This window comes from Thalassoglobus polymorphus, from assembly GCF_007744255.1.
Lineage (GTDB): Bacteria > Planctomycetota > Planctomycetia > Planctomycetales > Planctomycetaceae > Thalassoglobus > Thalassoglobus polymorphus.
The window spans coordinates 5,397,018-5,415,217 of the sequence record NZ_CP036267.1 but is presented as its reverse complement, the minus strand read 5'-3'; the positions used below and the strand labels follow the sequence as shown (position 1 = coordinate 5,415,217).

Genomic DNA, 18,200 nt, shown 5'->3' with positions numbered 1-18,200 from the left:
TTCGACGAGCGCCCGGGAAACTCGAAGTCTGCATCCCACTAATCAGGGAGCAAGATTCGAGCCTGCTCTTTCGAGAGGGAACAGAAGTCCCCTGCTCGTTTCGAGACAGTTTCAACCGGGTGATTCACTCATCGACTCAGGTTATTCTCGCAGCGATTGAAGTTGTCTCAATTCCTTAGGAAGCGGGAATGTGACATTCTCTTCACGAGTGGTGATCTCTTCAATCGTGGCCCCATATTCCTCTTTCAGATGATTCAGGCAGTCTTGGACAACAACTTCTGGAGCGCTCGCTCCTGCCGTGATCATGACCGTTTCAACGGTTTCAAACCATTCTGGCTGAAGTTCGTCTTTCCCGTCGATCAGATATGCCTGTTTCCCTTCTGCGAGACCAATCTCCATGAGTCGCTTGCTGTTCGAACTGTTCTGACTGCCGAGGACGAGCAGCAGATCAGCTTGCTGAATCAGCTGTTTGACTGCATGTTGGCGATTCGTTGTGGCGTAGCAGATATCTTCTTTGGGTGGTGACTCAATGTTTGGGTAACGCTGCTTGAGGCGTTCAATCACCAGATTTGCTTCCTCGACACTCAATGTGGTTTGAGTCAGGTACACAAGTGAATCGTCCTGGGAAAATGAAAGCTGGTCCACATCGTCGGGGGTCTCGACAAGGGTGATACTCTCTGGTGCTTCTCCCATCGTTCCAATGACTTCATCATGACCATCGTGACCGATGAGAATGATATTGTAATTCGCCTTGGCGTATTTGATCGCTTCCAGGTGAACTTTGGTGACCAGTGGGCAGGTGGCATCAATAGTCCGCAGGTCGCGCTGTCTCGCTTCAGCCCGAATTTCGGGAGAGACACCATGGGCGCTGTAAAGCAGAATGGAACCTGCAGGGACTTCACTCAGGTGGTTGACAAACTTCACACCCTGGCTGGAGAATTTCTCGACGACGTAGCGATTATGCACAATCTCGTGGTAAACAAAGATGTTTGTTCCGAATTCTCGAATACATTCTTCCAGGCATTCGATGGCCATATTGACACCGGCACAGAATCCACGAGGATTAGCGAGGAGCACCTTCATTGTTCTTTGACTCAAGTAGAATGGTTGCGAAACACTTCAAAAGAAAGCGGATCGCTTGTTGTCTGTTGATCATCACATTGGATGATCTTCCAACCGAAGTTTACTCGTGTTGTTCACTTTGAATCCAGTGTTGATTGGAATCTCGGTTGAAACCATTCAAACTCTCTGCTCCCGGTTGTGGTTTGAGTTAGATCGACTACAACTGATGTGACCTGTCAATCTGTGAGGAACTTAATATGAAAACATCGCTTTCGCTCTTAACTGTCGCCATAATCATCTCGAATCAGCCATTTGCTCTTGCTGCCGATCCAGCCTGCAAAAAGTCCGACTCTGAAGAAGGTTTTGTGTCATTGTTTGATGGGAAAACCCTCGATGGCTGGGTTGGAGCCAAGGAATCTTACAAAGTCGAAGATGGAATGATTGTTTCGCTCGCTGATAAGAGTGGAAACATGGTCACCGAGAAGGAATACAGCGATTTCATCATTCGATTTGAATTCTTGCTGACACCTGCTTCAAACAACGGGATCGGTCTCCGTATGCCTTTAAAAGCTCACGCAGCCACGGAAGGAATGGAAATTCAGCTGCTGGATGAAGACGATGCCAGATACAGAAAACTGAAGCCCTATCAGTTTCATGGCTCGGTTTATGGGGTCATCCCCGCAAAGAAAGGGCATTTGAAGCCGCTCGGCGAATGGAATACTCAAGAAATTCGATGCATCGGTCCGCAAGTGACAGTCATTCTGAACGGAGAGACGATTGTTGATGGCAACGTCGTTGAAGCGGTCAAAGATGGTGCGATGGATGAACGTGAACATCCGGGTGTCCTGAGAACTGCCGGGCATATCGGTTTGCTGGGGCACAAGTCAGTCGTGAAAATTCGCAACTTGAGAATCAAGGAAATCGCTTCGGACACCGCATCGAACTGAGTTGATCTTGATGATCTGGCAACATCTTGAAAGTGCTCCAGCATATTTAATTCGGATTTATAATGCGTCGACTCTGCACCTTCGTTGTTTTAGTGACTCTCGGATTTCAGATTCACTCGCATTCTTTTGCCGCTGATCAAAAAGAACGATCATTGCTGGTTGAGGGTGTCACGGAGATCGCGGTTCCCGGGACTGTTGGCTCATTGAGTGTGTATGGTCCCGACGCATTTGTGATCGCAACTGGCGAAACCAAAAGTGGTCAGCCTGCGGCACTTGTCGCAGCCGCAACTTTGGGAAAAGGGCGCCTTGTCGCACTCGGTCACAACGGATATTTCTCGCGTAAGAATGCACAGGTTGGGCAAACCGGAAAGTTCGTTTCCAACTTGATGTTGTGGTGCGCTGGATTGAATGATTCACAACCCAGGCAATTGCAAGTCGGGGTTCTTGACAACCGGGATCTTGTGAATGGTCTGAAAGAATCGGGACTCAAAGCGAAAGAACTAACGGGGAACTGGTCTTCAAACCTTCGAGGGCTCAATCTCGTCATCTGTGATCCTCGTTTACTTTCCAAAGAAGAGACTACGAAGCTGATTGAGTTCGCCGAGGCCGGGAATGGGCTGCTGCTCGGTTCTGCGGGCTGGGTCTGGGAAGGGTACAATGCCAAAGAGGGTGAAACGCTCGTCAACGATTTTCCCGGCAACATAATCGGCTCGCAAGCTGGTCTCGTTTGGGATTCTCTGACTCTCAATTCTCCGGAAAATAAGCGGTTTGTGATCGCCGAGACGCTTCCTGAAAGTACTCACGCTGTCGGTGCGTTGCAGTCACTTGAAGAGAATCCGCAAAGTGCAGATGCCAAACTCGCAGTCGAAACAATCTCTCGAACATTGCAATCGATTCGTGGTGACGACGAACTCTTTATCCCGCAGCTTCAGAAAATGCTGGAGCAGAAGCTGGGGGAAGTTGTCATTCCAGGACGACGGAATGAGGTGAAAAGGTCGCAACCACTCGCTCGGCTTCAAGTCGCACTTAACACACGACTGGCCTTGGGGCAGCCGATCGAGATGCTGACAGCGAGCCCTTTAGCGGAAGAGTTTCCGAAGCAACCTGCGAAACGGATCAAGCCGACCGACAAAACAGTGACGATCAATACGCAGACTCCACGATGGCACAGCACTGGTCTCTTTGCAAAGGCCGGCGATGTGATCACGATCACTGTTCCGGCCTCTGCGGTTCAAGCCGGTTTAGGAATTCAGGTTGGCTGTCACAAAGATAAGCTGTGGCACAAAGATGGATGGAACCGCGCACCTGAGATTACTCGGAAATTCGCCATTACAGAGACCGAAACAAAAGTCGGTAACGCTTTTGGCGGGCTGATTTATGTTGTCGTTCCCAACGATTGCAAGCTGGGTGAAATTGTTGTGGATATCTCCGGAGCAATTTCTTCTCCGTTGTTTATTCTTGGTGAGACATCAGTTGCTGACTGGAGGAAGATCCGCTCGCTCCCCGGCCCGTGGGCAGAACTTGCCAGCGATCGATTCATCCTCACCGTTCCGAGTGAAGCGATTCGCGGACTGAATCGCCCCGATCAAGTGATGGGCTTTTGGAATCAGGTGCTCGATACCTGCGCCGATCTGGCAATGATCTCTCCCGAACGAAAATACCCTGAACGGTTTGTGACTGATGTTCAGATTTCCGCTGGCTACATGCATGCTGGGTATCCGATTATGGCTCCTCTCAATCTGGCGTTGGAAACAACCGATTTGCAAACGCTGCAGGAAAAAGGGAACTGGGGAGTCTTTCATGAAATCGGACACAATCATCAACAGCCGGAATGGACTTGGGATGGCTTAGGCGAAGTGACCGTCAATCTGTTCTCGATGTACGTTTTCGACACTCTCGTTCCGGGAGCCACTCAACATGGACAGGTCCAGCCCGCTAATATCGCCAAAATGCGGCGCGAGTTTGAACAGACTGGAAAACTGGAAGGCCCCTGGCCACAGCTTGTTCCATATATCGAACTGAAACAAAATTTCGGATGGCAACCATTCAAGAAAGTCTTCGCGGAGTATCAGGAAATTCCGCAAAACAAAAAACCGAGAACGCTTCAGGAAAAGAAAGACCTGTGGTTGGTCATGTTCTCTCATGCTGTCGGGAAAGATCTCAGCGACTTCTACGACGACTGGAACTTCGGAGCTTCTGACCAGGCTAAACAGGCAGTCAGTCACCTTCCCAAATGGTCGCCTTCGCGATAACTAAAGCATCATTCGAATTGTTGTTCAGGTTCTACTTCGTGGTGAACAGGAATATTGATGATGAACCGCGTTCATAGGGGATACACGGGGGAGCAAACTGCTCTTAGCCCCCATGGTCTCTCCTTCAATTCCCTCCAGTTGCGACTGAATGATTCCTTCAGAGGCGAGCGAACTCATCAATAAATTCATCAGCACCATTCATCGGATGTCTCTTTTCCAGAAGTCTGGTGCATCACGTTGGGCGTGGTGGTTGGTGGGTGATTGCACATCGCCTTGAGTGCTTGGCGGCCAATTTCTTGTGGAAACAATCGCCTCCGTTGAGCTTTGCGATCTCGAAGGTGTGAAATCTGTGTTGATTCACGCGTTTTTGCTCAAGTCGCTCAGCTTCTTCTGCATTGGCACAGTCGTTGCGGGATCTTGATATCAATAAGCGAGGGACCTCGCTTTTTGTATTCCAACTTTCAAATGGAGGAAACGACTATGAGACCTTTAATCTATTCACTCTCTCTAGCACTGATCGCGGGTGGCGTCGGTGTCGGACATCATGCAGCCCACGCACAGGTGGAACCTGCACCAGTTGAGGCTCGAGACCAAGCCAATGACACGGCTGAAGATGTCAGAGAGCAAGCTCGCGACGCGAAAGAAGATGCACGCGAGGCTACTCGTGATGCACGCGAAGAGGCTCGTGAAGCTGTCGACAATCCAGCAGAGGACGCTCGCGAAGCGACGCGGCGGGCAAAAGAGGATGCTCGTGAATCAGCACGTGATTTAAAAGAAGATGCTCGCGAAAATCGTCGAGACATCAAACAGAATGCGAATGATAATCTCGACGCAATTCCGGCTGCACCTGCAACCAACGGAGAGGCACAACCGGGGACGCCCAAGGTTGAAGAACGTGTTCGTCAGACACAGGACAAACTTGATGAAGCAGCCCCTAAGGCAAATCGCCGCATGAAAAATAATCGTCAAGGCGACATCAAGGCACGAGGCGATGTGAATGCAAGAGGCAACGTGAATCAGTTAGGAATTTCGCTTGATGAGTCTGCGTCAACGGGGATCGTTGTTGGACGCGTGACACCGAACAGCCCTGCGGCCCGCTTTGGCCTTCGCCGAGGAGACCGAATCGTCCGGTTTAATAACCAGCAATACGTCAACCGTGCGGAGTTTCGTGATTCACTGAGAAACTGGACAGCGAATGGTCCAGTCCCAATCGTGTATATCCGGGATGGACGCCAGTATTCACAGACCATGCCGCTCACTGTTTGGAGTCAGGAATCGACTCAGTCACACGGTAACAATATTCCACAAACATACACCAATAACACCAGTCCGGAACCACAGCCTTATACAGCTGCCCGTCCGATCTATGATGATGTGGATCAGTATTCAGGTCAGCACTCAGGCCAGTATTCAAATGGCGCAATTCAACCTTGTGCATGTGATGTGGTCCAACCTGTAATCGTCGACCCATGTGATTTTGGGTATCACGACTCATACGGATATGATCGCTACGACCGCCGAGCAGCTCGTCAATATCGACGAATGATGCGTAGAGCGTATTAATCATTAAGTCACTGGAAATTCATCAATTTGCGAATGAGCAAATTTGTGTGACATCAGAAATGAAGGCTTGATTCGCTTTAAGTGAATCCAGTCATCGAGAAGAGCGATTGCCTCCCGCTGCAATCGCTCTTTTTTTATTTGAGCCCATCGGAAAGCTTCTCTGCTCTCGGATGCGACAGGTGGTTTTACAGGAGTCGAATTGCTTTCTGCTGCGAGCATCGTTTTAAGGACGCTTCAAAACTATTGGTTCGATCATCATTTGTTCAGTCAGGAAATTTTCGATTCTGATAATCCCTGCGTTGTAGAGATCAATATCGAAAATTAAATATCCGTGAACTCCATTTTGATGAGAGATCAGTTCGCACTGATTCCCCTTTTCTTCCATCAAGCGATGAAACTCAGCTGCCCCGGCATAGGGTGTCACGGTATCGCCGGTTCCGTGAAACAGGATCGTCGGAGGCATGTCACTTTTCAGCTCTTTGATAGAGTGAACAGGAGAGAGTTCCCGCCAGCGTTCCCCGATTTTCTTCTGTCCGTAGCCCTCTTCTGAAGTGTCGATCACAGGATATAGCAACACCAAAGCGTTCGCTCGTGAAGATGTCTTCTCCTCAGGTTCATTCTTGTTGAACCTGTCGGGCATTAACGTATCGAACATTGATGTGCTCAACGCCAGATGTCCCCCCGCAGATGCACCTGCAACAACAATTCGATTCGGGTCGATTTTCAACCTTTCTGCGTTTTTGCGAAGATATCTCACAGCATCGCGGGCGTCTTCGACGCAATCAAAAACTGTGGTCCCCTGCTTTCTGTTCATGAAGCGATATTCCAGGCTGATCGCAAGCATCCCTCGTTGTGCAAAGTGGTCCGCCATTGGATAGAACGAACGTGGATTTCCACCAGTCCAGCCCCCTCCATGAATCACCAGGAAGACCGGTCGCTGATCACTCTTTTTTAACTCCTCCGGCTCAAAGATGTGCAGACGCAGCTCGCGGTCTTCGACGGTCTTGTATGTCTCAAACCGGCTCGGTTCCAGCTTTGCAGCGATTGGGGTGAGCGGACGTTCACGTTGAGCAAATGCAGACTGGCAAAACGTTGTGGCGAAGCAAATCGCCACGATGCACATGATTGACTTCATCGTTGAGTAAACACTTCCATTGAAAAGCTTCGCAGCACATTCGAAATGTGCTGCGAAGCGATCTTGAAAATCATCAACCCTGAATGACATTTCTGTCGAAACCATCGACGGCTGTTTGGCCTCTGGTCTCTTCTTCAGGGTTTCTTTGAAACGAAATTAATGGCCGGAAGCTTCGGCGCCCCACGGTTCGATCTGTTTCAGGTTTTTCGACTTCAGAGCTGCGTAGCAGTCGGGAAGGTCGAACTCTGAGAGAACGTTTGGAAGCAGCGTCGAGAGCGGCCATTCGTAGTGTTCGGTTTCAGCGAGGTCGGTATACGAGGTTAAAGCGTGCTTGAGTGTGACCTGATTGACCTGATCGGAGAGGACAGCTGCAAAGGTTGCAGGAAGCCCACCCCAGCCGTTACCGACAATGTGGACTTCTGTGTGACCGAAACTTTTCATCCAGTCAAGAACCCGCAAAACATCGAGCGTTTTCTGGCCGACATACGGACGATCCAGCATGATGCTGTGAATGGAGTAGAAGTAGTCGTTCCCATAACTGCTGTGGAATGAATTCGGGCTGCAGGTGTCCGGCATCGACTCACCGATTCCGCGAACGTCACAGGTGAAGAACGGGACATCTGGTTCCGCTTTGATCATTTCCTGGATCAACTCTTCATTACGAAGTTCAGCGTCGCTGGAGAGGTGGGAGACATACAGCGTTGCTCGTTTGCCACCTTGTGGCGGTCGCGAGGAAAGCCGTTGGTCCAGCAAGCGGTAGACGATGGCCTGAATGCCGGGCTCGGTATTCACAGCGTATGCCGTTGCGGATTTCTTTGGGTATCCGCGTGAGCCGATTGCTCGGTAAATTTGGAAGTCAGGCGTGCTTTTGGGTTGCTTCGGCAACTTCAAGACATCTCGGACCGCCACTTTTAGAGCATCGCCCGAATGAGATTTTCGCTTCGCTGCTAGCTCCTGAGAGGTGTCACGCGTGAAGTCGAAGATGGTACGTGTCCCTTCGAGAGTGGAAACCTGTCCCTTCGGTGTACACCAGAGAGTTTCGTCTTTTTCGAGCGTGATCTCCGGTTCCGCTGTGAAGGCCAAATCGGCAGCGGTTCGCAACACGCCATCAAACTTCGCCTTGTCGCCTGGTTGATCGGGAGTCATTCCGGTCGCGCGGTTGAACCAGCTGTACATCGCCTCCCGGTTTTCTTGCGAGTACCCATGTGGCGTGGGACCGTAGAACAGAGCAAGATTGTCTTCGGCTCCCAATAATTTGTAGAGGTGCTTCAAACGCGAGTAGGCTTCCTCAGATCCACGAACATCGAAGAAGTCTTGCTCCTTGGCCAGGATAATGGCCGGTTTGGGAGCCATTGCTGCGATGAAATCACAATGGTCTAGTCCGAGAGCGAGTGCCTTCGGCGGGCACTGTTCGGTATCTGCAGGGAGTTCGTTCTCCATATTTCGTAGGAAAGTGGTTACGAAACAACTCGGGGCTGTCATCGACCAGCGATCTTCCACGCCGGACAACCATGTCGTCATGGTTCCTCCGCCGGAATTCCCTGTCACACCGACTTGAGTCTTGTCGATATCGTCACGCGTCAGCAGGTAATCAAGAGCACGAATTCCGTCCCAGGCTCGCCATGAGCCGAGGAATTCGCCGACAAGAAATTGCTGGTTGCCTGCGTGGAGGTGTTCTTGAACTCCAACTCCGATTTTCGATTTCAATTTCTCGTTCGGATACTGGAGTCGTTCCCCTTGTCCGATCGGATCGTAAATCAGGCAAATGTATCCGAGTTTCGCGAGTCCCTGGGCGAATGATTGATACGACCCGGCAGCCTTTCCGTTCGAGGAATGCCCGCATGTCCCTACAACTCCCGGAAACGGTCCCGATTTGTTTGTGGGAACATAGATGTTTGCCGTCACAGGAAATCCGGGGCGGCTCTCGAAGATAATGTTCTCGATACGATAGCCGTCTCGTTCGACGGTACCTGTGATTCGTGGGTTGAGCGGGGTTCGTTCCGGTTCTGGGCCAAAGGATTCACGAATTCTTTCCTGAGTTTCCTTGACGTGACGCTCTGCGTCTTCTTTTGTTTTGAGTTTCGCAATCCGCTGCTTGCTGACTTGGCCCGCTATCCGAACCTGTCGGACGAAGTGCTCGTGGACCATCCGCGGATAGCGATTCAGGGGAGTATATTCTCTTTGGGCGACAGCGACCGACGGTGCGGACCAGAACGCCATCGGCCCGGCAGCTGCAATGGTCGCCAAACTGGTGAGGGCGTCGCGACGGGTGAAATCGGTGGGAATTGAAGGTGGGGGAGTTTGCTGTGATTGGGACATGAGGACTTTCTTCAAGTGGAGAATAATTAGAGTTGGTCCTGAAACCTGATATTGCTCTCTCAAACGTTGAGGCAGGCGGCTATTCCAGAGGTTTTCGGACTGGTTCTACTCAGCAACGTAAATACTCAGATTGTATGCCGACTTCGGAGGCACATTTTCAAAGTATCAACGTGTGGAACAAAATGACAATGATGGATGGATCGTAACCTCTTCGGTCGGGAGAAGTACAGCCTCACAATTTGCCGCTTGGCGATTCAAGGCCTCTCGCTCATTGAGGGCCGGAGAGAGTGTTTCCTCACTCGATGCTTTAAGCGGAATTCCACTGGACGTGGTGAGATCGGGAGAGCCAAGCCAGAGCAGATCAACTAATTATCGAATGCTCCTTATGGAAAAGTTGGGGGGAGAATGGCAAGATTTTTTTGGAATGAATTTAACTAGGCTGTGGAACACTCGACAGCGACGCCAAATGTCGTGATGATGCCACTTCACCCCCAAAAAGGTGCTGTTGAATCGAAATAATTGTCGTTGCAGGAGCGAAGTGTGCGCTGGTCTCAAACGTTAATCCCGACCATGAAAGAAGTTCCCTCGGATGCGGAAGTCCCGAGTCACCAACTCATGCTCCGGGCCGGGCTGATTCGTCAACTGATGGCGGGGGCGTACACCTATTTACCGCTCGGATATCGCTCCATCCGGAAGGCTGCTGACATTATCCGCCAGGAAATGGACAAAGCTGGTGCGGTCGAACTCTTCATGCCAGCATTACAGCCAATCGACCTGTTCGAACGAACAGGTCGTAAAGAAGCTTTCGGAAACGTCCTGATCAACTTCCCGATCAGAAGGCGTGAGCACGAACTGCACATGGCACTCGGGCCGACTCACGAAGAAGTCGTGACTGATCTCATGTCCAAATTGATCAACAGCTATCGGCAACTTCCGATTACTGTTTATCAAATTCAAACGAAATTCCGGAACGAAGAGCGTCCACGATTCGGCGTTTTGCGAACGAGCGAATTTCTCATGAAAGACGCTTACAGCTTCGGGACCAGCGTTGAGCAACTCGACGAGTCGTATCAGAAAATGTACGACGCTTATTGCCGGATCTACGCTCGCTGTGGTCTGGAATATATTCCTGTTGAAGCCGAGAGCGGTCCCATCGGAGGAGATGCGTCTCATGAATTTATGATTCCTGCAGAGAATGGTGAAGACAGCATCGTCCGTTGCGAGTCGTGCGGATATGCCGCCAATCTGGAACGTGCCGATACCGGTCGCAAGCAGCCAGAACTCGCTGGGAAGTCCTCGACAACAGAAGTTGCAACTGTCGAGACGCCCGGCATGGGCAGCATCGAAGCGGTTGCGGAATTCCTGAAAATTGAAACCAGTCAGATGATCAAGACGTTGATCTTTCTCGCTGACGAAAAACCTGTGGGAGTTTTGCTCCGTGGAGATCATGAGGCCAACGAAGGTAAAATTCGTCGTGCTTTGAATGTCACAGAACTCGAAATGGCCGACGAAGAGACCATTAAGAATGTGACGGGAGCTCCAGTCGGGTTTGCTGGCCCAACTTCATTAAAGTGTGCGTTCATCGTCGATCACGATGTGGCAGCAATTGTCGACGGAGTCACCGGAGCGAACGAGGTCGACAAGCACTTAACGGGTGTCAATCCAGGGCGAGATTTTGAAGTTCAGGAAACTTTCGATCTGCGAGATGCGGAAAATGGCGATCCGTGTCCTCGCTGCGAAGGGACGCTCAGTTTCGTCCACGGAATCGAAGTCGGACACGTTTTCAAACTGGGGACAAAATACAGTTCGGCGCTGGAAGCAGAGTATCTGGACGAAAAAGAGAAACGACATCCGCTAATCATGGGTTGTTACGGGATCGGCGTGAACCGCATCATCGCTGGTCTTGCTGAAACGTGTCATGACGAAAACGGTCTCATCTGGCCAATGACGGTCGCTCCTTACGAGGTTGAGCTGATTCCGCTGAACGTCAAAGATGATGACGTGATGAAACACGCAAACAGCATCTATGAAGGATTGCTCGCTGCCGGTGTTGACGTCTTGATGGATGACCGCGAGGCCCGACCGGGCTTCAAGTTCAAGGATGCCGACCTGGTTGGGATTCCACTGAGAGTCGTCGTTGGCGGCAAGGGGCTCAAGGACGGTATCGCGGAAGTGAAGTGGCGGAAGGGTGGCGACGCTGAGCGAATTCCGCTGGCTGATGTCACGAACCACGTTGCGGAACTGGTTCGAGAAGAGAAGAACCGAATGTAAGCTCGTTCTCTTTCGCCGGGTGCTTGAAGTACCCGGCGAAACAATGATCTTTCATTCGATAAAACATCATTTTCAACGACGCTGAATTTTTCCATGGCAAAGAAAAAGAAAGAGACCAAGCTGACTCCCATGATGCAGCGGTACATGGAAGTCAAAGCCGAGACGCCCGGGACAATCTTGCTGTTTCGGATGGGGGACTTTTACGAACTCTTTCACGATGATGCCGAAGTCGCTGCGAAGATTTTGGGGCTCACTCTCACCAGCCGTGACAAAAACTCTCCTAATCCGGTTCCGATGGCGGGGTTCCCGTATCACTCTCTTGAAGGATACCTGCAAAAGCTGATTTCAGCCGGGCACAAAGTTTCAATTTGTGATCAAGTCGAAGATCCAAAGACTTCCAAGGGAATGGTTCGCCGGGAAGTGACGCAAATCATCACGCCCGGAACTCTCACCGACGATGCTCTTCTCAACCCGAAAGAGAACAATTATCTGGCAGCGGTTTGTCCGACGAAAGACTCAATCGGGCTCTCTTGGCTGGAACTCTCAACAGGGCGTTTCCAGTGCATGGAGCTCTCGCACTCTTCAGATGAGTTGCCCGCTCAACTCGGAAGCTCCTCCCCTTTCGCGGACGAAATTGCCCGCATCGCCCCTGCTGAATGTTTGTTACCAGAGACAGCGAAAGACCAGCCAGTTTTCCGACAGCTCTCCGAGATGAATGGGACGGTTCTCACTCAGCGACCGCCATGGACTTTTGCTGCCAATCAGGCCCGTGAAAATTTACTCAATCACTTTGAGACAAAAACGCTCGAAGGTTTCGATTTAGGTGATGAAGACTCCGCAGGCATTACCGCAGCCGGAGCCTTGCTCGAATATGTGCAAGAGACACAAAAGTCGTCGCTGGGACACATTACCAAGCTGGAGCCGTATCGTCATGGAACCAATTTGCTCATTGATGAAACGACCCGTCGCAGTCTTGAGTTAACTCGCACCCAACGAGAAAACAAACGTGACGGTTCGCTGATCAGTATTCTCGATGAGACAGCAACTCCGATGGGGGCTCGCCTGTTGATGGACTGGCTTTCCAATCCGCTGACAGACCGGCAGGCGATTGAAAGACGACTCGACGCCGTCGAAGAGCTCAAAGAGAACAGTAAGCTTTCCCGGGACTTACGAGAACAGCTCAAGGATGCTTACGACCTGCAACGACTTTCTTCTCGGGTTGCGACGCTGCGGATCTCTCCTCGCGATTTGGGGGCACTTGGGCGGACACTGGCGTTGTTGCCGAAACTCAAAGCGAAAATGGCTGAGCGCTCATCTGATCTTCTGAAGACGCTGGAAGCTCGTCTCGATTTGTGTTCTGAAGTGCGGGCGGATATCGAATCATCACTTGCCGATGAACTTCCGATCACCACGTCGGATGGCGGGATGATCCGGGCTGGTTTCAACTCGCAACTGGACGAACTCCGAGATTTAGCCCGTGGTGGGAAAGAATGGATTGCGAAGTATCAAGCTGAAGAAATTGAGCGGACTGGCATCACTTCGCTGAAAGTCGGTTTCAATAAAGTCTTCGGGTATTACCTGGAAGTGACGGCTGTTCACTTCGACAAAGTCCCCGATGATTACATCCGCAAGCAGACACTCAAGAATCAGGAACGATACATCACTCCGGAACTTAAGGAGTATGAAGAGAAAGTTCTGCGTGCAGAAGACCAGTCAAAAGCTCTTGAGGCGGAACTGTTTCAGGCGTTGCGTGAGCGTGTGGCAGGTGAATGTAAACGTTTGCAACAAACAGCCGAGATTATTGCTGAAATTGATGTGCTGGCAAATTTGGCAACTGTCGCACTCAACCATCGGTACTGCCGTCCTGTGATTTCCGACGATCCTTGTCTGAACATCATTGATGGTCGGCATCCCGTGCTCGACAAGTTGCAGCCTTCGGGCGAGTTCATTCCAAACGACGTCATTCTTGGGACTTCGTCTGATGAAGATTCAGAAGCTTCCTCTGATTTAATTGCAATGATTACCGGTCCGAACATGGCTGGGAAAAGTACCTATATCCGTCAGGCCGCGTTGTTAACGATCCTCGCTCAGATGGGGTCATTCATTCCAGCGTCGTCCGCCACGATTGGAATCGCAGATCGAGTTTTCGCACGCGTCGGAGCGAGTGATGAACTCGGTAAAGGTCAGTCGACATTCATGGTTGAGATGACCGAAACAGCACGTATCCTGAACACCGCGACCAATCGTAGTCTTGTGATTCTCGATGAAATTGGCCGGGGAACCAGCACTTACGATGGAATCTCGCTGGCTTGGGCGATTACTGAATATCTTCATGACCACACCAAGTGCCGCACGCTGTTTGCCACCCACTATCACGAACTGACACAACTCCCCAAAACACTCAAGAACGTTTGTAACTGGAACGTGTCCGTCCATGAGCAGGATGGAGATGTCATCTTCCTGCACAAAATCGTCCCCGGCTCAGCGGATCAAAGCTACGGAATCCACGTCGCCCGTTTGGCAGGTGTCCCACGAGAGGTGATCAGCCGCGCCGGGGTCATTCTGGAAACTCTGGAAACGGATCATCAGGACGACCACGGAAAACCAACGATTCCGAAACGCCCCAAGAAGAACTCCCGGCAACTCAGGCTCTTCGACATCGAACCTCATCCGGTCCTTGGCGAACTCAAAGGTCTCAATCTCGACGAAATGACTCCGCTGGCAGCCCTTCAGGAACTGCACCGTATGAAGGGAAAGATAGACTGATCCTGAAATCGGACTTTGCTCTCCCAAGTGCCCGTGAAAAACAATGCTTCACGAGCAAAAGTGCTGCTTTTCACGAAGCAGGCTTCGAAGACCAATTCGAAAAACAGGATAACGGAGATCAGTCATTTTGGCTTTCCGTTGAGGCGTTCTTGCGCTCTCGATCGACACCGGGCGGGAGTAAGTCGTAAATCACGACCGCTTCGGCTGCGTGGTTGGCTGCGGGATACTTTTCTCGGGCAAGACGGACCGCTCGACCTTTCGCGTTGTCGTCTGGCTTGAACATTTCGTGCAGCTTACCGTGATGAGCTGCCTGATCTTTGTTTCCGATTTCCGTGTACAAGTGCTGCAGGTTGTAGTGGGCGGTGAGATTCTCTGAATCGATCTGGAGTGTCTTTTCAAATTCAGCGATTGCTTCTTCCCAAAGTTTTTCAGCTTCTTCTTCACGTCCCTGACGAGCACGTTTGCGTCCGAGGTCAAAGAGTGCTTGCCCCAGTAAGTTGATCACTTCGTAGTCCAGGCTGAAGTCGAATCCCCGTTTTTGCATTTCGGGTGTTTGATCGGTGAGGACGCTGCGCAGGTTTTGGATTGCTTCCGGAAGCCGATCTTGCTGCCGGTTAATCACTCCACTCAGCCAGGCCCAGGTCCAGCGTGGGTAGGCATCTTCTTCGCTGAATTCAGCAGCTCGTTGTAAAGCTGCGACTGCTTCATCGAGTCGACCTTCACGCTCCAGCACGCGAGCCAGATTCATTGGACCGTCCCAGCGGTTCAGTTTTTCAACTTCGGTAAAGGCGTCCGCTGCCTGCCGCAGCTCTCCTTTTCCTTTCAAGAACAGACCGATGCCGTAATCGTTCCAGCGTTGCCAGAGAGGAAACTCGTCCGCGTCATTGGAAATTTCAGCGTCGATTCCTTCAATCGGAAATGTGATGCGATCAACGGCGAGCGTCGTGACTGGCAGGTTGTTGACGTATGCTTCGCCAGGTTGGCTCCCACGAATCGGGAGGCCGAGCTTTTGAGTCGCTTTGTCAACAATTTCCATATATTCCTGATCAAATTTGCGGTACTGCAATTTGACTTCGACTTCGAGAGGGGCTGAAAGGTTCTCCGGGACTTCGAATGAGTAGTGAACCGTTTGTCCCGCACCGGGTGGAATCTGGTGGTTATAAAGTGGTGTGACGATGTCTTGAGGGTTCCGCCGGTTGATGCGGTTTCCATCTTTGTCGAGCATGAAGACGTTCACGAAGTGGCTCCATGGGTCGACTTCGTTTTGCTTCTCCGGATCGATCCCGCCACTTTTTCCGATGACCTTTCCGTCGGAAGTGACTGTGACTTCCAGCCAGACCTCGTTCGAGTCTGCAGTTCCTTGCGTAAACAGGTGTCCTAACTTAAGTGTCCGAATGACTGTCTCGAATAGATAAGTCTTTCCAGGTTGAAGTTCCGGGACACTTGGACTCAGTGGAGCGATCAGTTTTCCATCGATCTCACCATCTTCGCGGACGCCAAACAGGTCGACGCGCATTGTCCCGTGCAGGAACTCTTGATGGGCTTTGATTGTGTCAGGGTGATCGAGCAACCACGCGATTCCAGTGTTCGCAGAGGGAAACAGGTGGTCATGAATACTGAGTTCTTTCGCACCAGCAAAGAACTTGGCCCCGAAATCATTCGAGGGTTTCAGTGGCATGTGACAGCCGTTGCAGTTGACCTCTGCTTTGGGGGGATAGTAGAAACTCCGCGCCCCGTGTCCCGAAACTCCGCTGAGCAGGTAGTTGTCGTAGTGGTTTTGTCCACGCAGAAACGCTTTGTAATGGTTTAGCTCGTAAGGCAAATGGACCTTGTGGCAGGTTGAACAAAATTCGGCAGACTTATGAAACGGTTTCAGGAAGGTCTTCTTGTGGAATGAAGGTTTCGCTTTGATCAGCTGGTTGTTGACCCACTGAAGAAGTTCATTGTCGCTATAGGCGAACGGGTAATGTTGCGGCTCCTCGATGGTGTAGTCTGCATTTCCTCGTGTGCTGTTCACATTGGTGATGGCATGGCAAGATGTGCATGTAATTCCTGAGTGAGCTGTCGGGTGGTCCACCATGTCAAAGTTCGGATCATCAAACGCTCCGCTGAAAAATGGGACGGGATCATGGCAGCCAGCACACCAGCGAGCCGCCTGCACATTCCCGTCTCGGGCAAGGGCGACCTGTCGGGTTTCATGAACACTGGCAAGGTACGGCGGGTTGTTGAATGAACTGAAGCGATGGACCGATTTTTCCCAGCCAGCATGAACGTCGGCATGGCATCGCTTGCAGTATTCGTCGTTCATCAACGCTTCAGCAGGGATAAAGTTTCCACTGGCAGTCCGCGCAAGAGAAGGTTCAAAGTATTTCGTGCCCGATTCCGGACCTTGAGCGAACCAGTTTCGCGGGTCTTGGAATTGTCCCCAAACCATGACTCCGACAATCATTCCCACGAATCCCAAATAACCAACGCCGATTCTCCATTTGATCCGGGGCCCTGCCAGACGGTGCAGCCAATACAACCAGATTGCCAGTAACGGGCAGATGACGTGCATCCAGTAGACGGCAGAACGCACAATTGGTTGCTTTAAATCAAAACCGCCCGCACGAGTCAGTAAGATGCCTGAAACAAGAACGGCGATTGACATCGCAAACAGTGCATAGCCAATTTTGACAGCCCTGCGATTTCGTCGTTTACGTGCCAGTCGTAAGTGTGAGATCCCAAAGGCCAGGAATGGGAGAATAAGAATCAGCCCCAGAACCAGATGACCCAGGAACATAAACTGATAAAAGTAATCCTGATACGTCTTCCCGCTGAACCATTCCAAAGCTGTAATTGCAGAAAGGTATAAAGCATTCGCAACCAAGAGTGCGACTAATGCAAATACTAATACGAGGACTTTCCGCATGCGCGGGGTGATGGTCCTGACGATTTTCTTTTTCGGCAGCTTAGCAGGATCTGGCAGCACGACCGGCTTGGACATTCTGACACTTTCGCTTGGGAATGGGCCATCTAAAGGGTGGTGAAAGGGGAGAGGGAAATGGATTTATGAGGAGTATGGCGGATCTATCACAGAGCCTCAAAGGAATGGACTCATTTTGCGGTGACGGGCTCTTTCAAGCCGAGTGAGAGATTCAAACTGTAACATGATTACACAGGGACTCCATCAGGAAATCAACCATCACCATGAACCGCCGAGCGAGGCCTCTGGAGTTGTCAGTAAACATCGTGACGATTTGAGGCAACAGTTTTAAGGCAATCATGTTGCAGTTGTTTTGCTTTTGCCTGCACCTGAATTTGTTGCTCAAGTTGTCCCCATGTTCAGCTCAGGGGCAGTAAAGGCCTGTTGTCGAACACTTATCGTGCGGATGTACTCGAATTTGCAACCGGTAGTGATTCCCGGCTTCTGGGTGTGAGTGATCGTTACAATTGGTCCGCTCGTTGTGATCGTGCTTGTCCATTCGTACCAATCGGCTTGCGCTGTGCGATGCGTTCTGGCGGAGTGATCCATCAAAACTGTCCTGTTCGAACGAAGTTCTTGGAAATAAAGACTTTCCGAGCGCTCTTTGTCAGGAGGGCTGACGTAGGTTCTAACATCTGTCCGACCATAGAGGAGTGGACGATTTATCAGGAGCCGTGAATAGGAACTGGAGCGATGTTAGTACTCAGCCGAAAACAGGACGAGAAAATTATTATTGGTGATTCGATTACCCTCATGGTGGTTTCGATTCAGGGCGATAAGGTTCGGTTAGGAATCGAAGCTCCCAAGGAAGTGAGCATTCACCGCGAAGAAGTTTACAAAGCGATCAATTCGGAACACAAAGCGTCTCCCGATGAGACCGCCTCGTCTCGCGATTGAGCTTCTTGTTGAACTTTGAAAAT

General features: G+C 50.9%; 12 protein-coding genes. 7 read left to right on the top strand and 5 right to left on the bottom strand.

Going from position 1 to position 18,200, the window contains the following annotated elements:
• Positions 1–141: 141 nt before the first annotated feature.
• Complete coding sequence (gene ispH / locus Mal48_RS19615) at positions 142–1,083, bottom strand: 4-hydroxy-3-methylbut-2-enyl diphosphate reductase (RefSeq protein ID WP_145203683.1); 942 nt, start codon at positions 1,081–1,083, stop codon at positions 142–144.
• 236 nt (positions 1,084–1,319) lie between these two features.
• Between ispH and Mal48_RS19610 the strand changes: the two genes are divergently transcribed.
• From Mal48_RS19610 to Mal48_RS19600, 3 genes are all read left to right on the top strand, one after another.
• Positions 1,320–2,009, top strand: coding sequence for a 3-keto-disaccharide hydrolase (locus tag Mal48_RS19610; RefSeq protein WP_145203680.1), 690 nt, complete (start codon positions 1,320–1,322; stop codon positions 2,007–2,009).
• 62 nt (positions 2,010–2,071) lie between these two features.
• Positions 2,072–4,261, top strand: a complete 2,190-nt coding sequence (locus Mal48_RS19605; RefSeq protein WP_145203677.1) for a M60 family metallopeptidase — start codon at positions 2,072–2,074, stop codon at positions 4,259–4,261.
• Positions 4,262–4,741: 480 nt separating this feature from the next.
• Positions 4,742–5,824 (top strand): PDZ domain-containing protein, encoded by a 1,083-nt coding sequence (locus tag Mal48_RS19600; RefSeq protein WP_197441848.1) that lies wholly within the window; start codon positions 4,742–4,744, stop codon positions 5,822–5,824.
• Between the two features lie 223 nt (positions 5,825–6,047).
• Here the strand turns inward: Mal48_RS19600 and Mal48_RS19595 are convergent, their stop codons facing one another.
• Entirely contained in the window at positions 6,048–7,049 is a 1,002-nt protein-coding gene (locus Mal48_RS19595; protein WP_197441847.1) for an alpha/beta hydrolase, read from the bottom strand.
• Between the two features lie 66 nt (positions 7,050–7,115).
• A complete protein-coding gene (locus Mal48_RS19590) occupies positions 7,116–9,278 on the bottom strand; it encodes an alpha/beta hydrolase family protein (RefSeq protein WP_145203667.1) in 2,163 nt (720 codons plus the stop codon).
• A gap of 195 nt (positions 9,279–9,473) precedes the next feature.
• On the opposite strand from Mal48_RS19590, the gene Mal48_RS23410 reads away from it, so the two are divergent.
• From Mal48_RS23410 to mutS, 3 genes are all read left to right on the top strand, one after another.
• Positions 9,474–9,647 (top strand): hypothetical protein, encoded by a 174-nt coding sequence (locus tag Mal48_RS23410; RefSeq protein WP_197441846.1) that lies wholly within the window; start codon positions 9,474–9,476, stop codon positions 9,645–9,647.
• A gap of 171 nt (positions 9,648–9,818) precedes the next feature.
• A complete protein-coding gene (locus tag Mal48_RS19585; RefSeq protein WP_145203664.1) occupies positions 9,819–11,549 on the top strand; it encodes a proline--tRNA ligase in 1,731 nt (576 codons plus the stop codon).
• A gap of 93 nt (positions 11,550–11,642) precedes the next feature.
• Positions 11,643–14,315 carry a DNA mismatch repair protein MutS gene (gene mutS / locus Mal48_RS19580; RefSeq protein ID WP_145203661.1) on the top strand — a complete coding sequence of 891 codons (2,673 nt, stop codon included), beginning with the start codon at positions 11,643–11,645 and terminating at the stop codon, positions 14,313–14,315.
• Between the two features lie 118 nt (positions 14,316–14,433).
• On the opposite strand, the gene Mal48_RS19575 is transcribed toward mutS, so the two are convergent.
• Both Mal48_RS19575 and Mal48_RS19570 read right to left on the bottom strand, forming a co-directional pair.
• On the bottom strand, positions 14,434–17,301 hold the full coding sequence (locus Mal48_RS19575) for a multiheme c-type cytochrome (protein WP_145203659.1): 2,868 nt from the start codon (positions 17,299–17,301) through the stop codon (positions 14,434–14,436).
• Between the two features lie 321 nt (positions 17,302–17,622).
• Positions 17,623–17,829 (bottom strand): hypothetical protein, encoded by a 207-nt coding sequence (locus Mal48_RS19570; protein WP_145203656.1) that lies wholly within the window; start codon positions 17,827–17,829, stop codon positions 17,623–17,625.
• A 144-nt stretch (positions 17,830–17,973) separates the two neighbouring features.
• Between Mal48_RS19570 and csrA the strand changes: the two genes are divergently transcribed.
• The gene (csrA, locus tag Mal48_RS19565; protein ID WP_145203653.1) at positions 17,974–18,177 is read left to right on the top strand and encodes a carbon storage regulator CsrA; all 204 of its coding nucleotides are present in this window, start codon (positions 17,974–17,976) and stop codon (positions 18,175–18,177) included.
• Positions 18,178–18,200 lie beyond the last annotated feature (23 nt).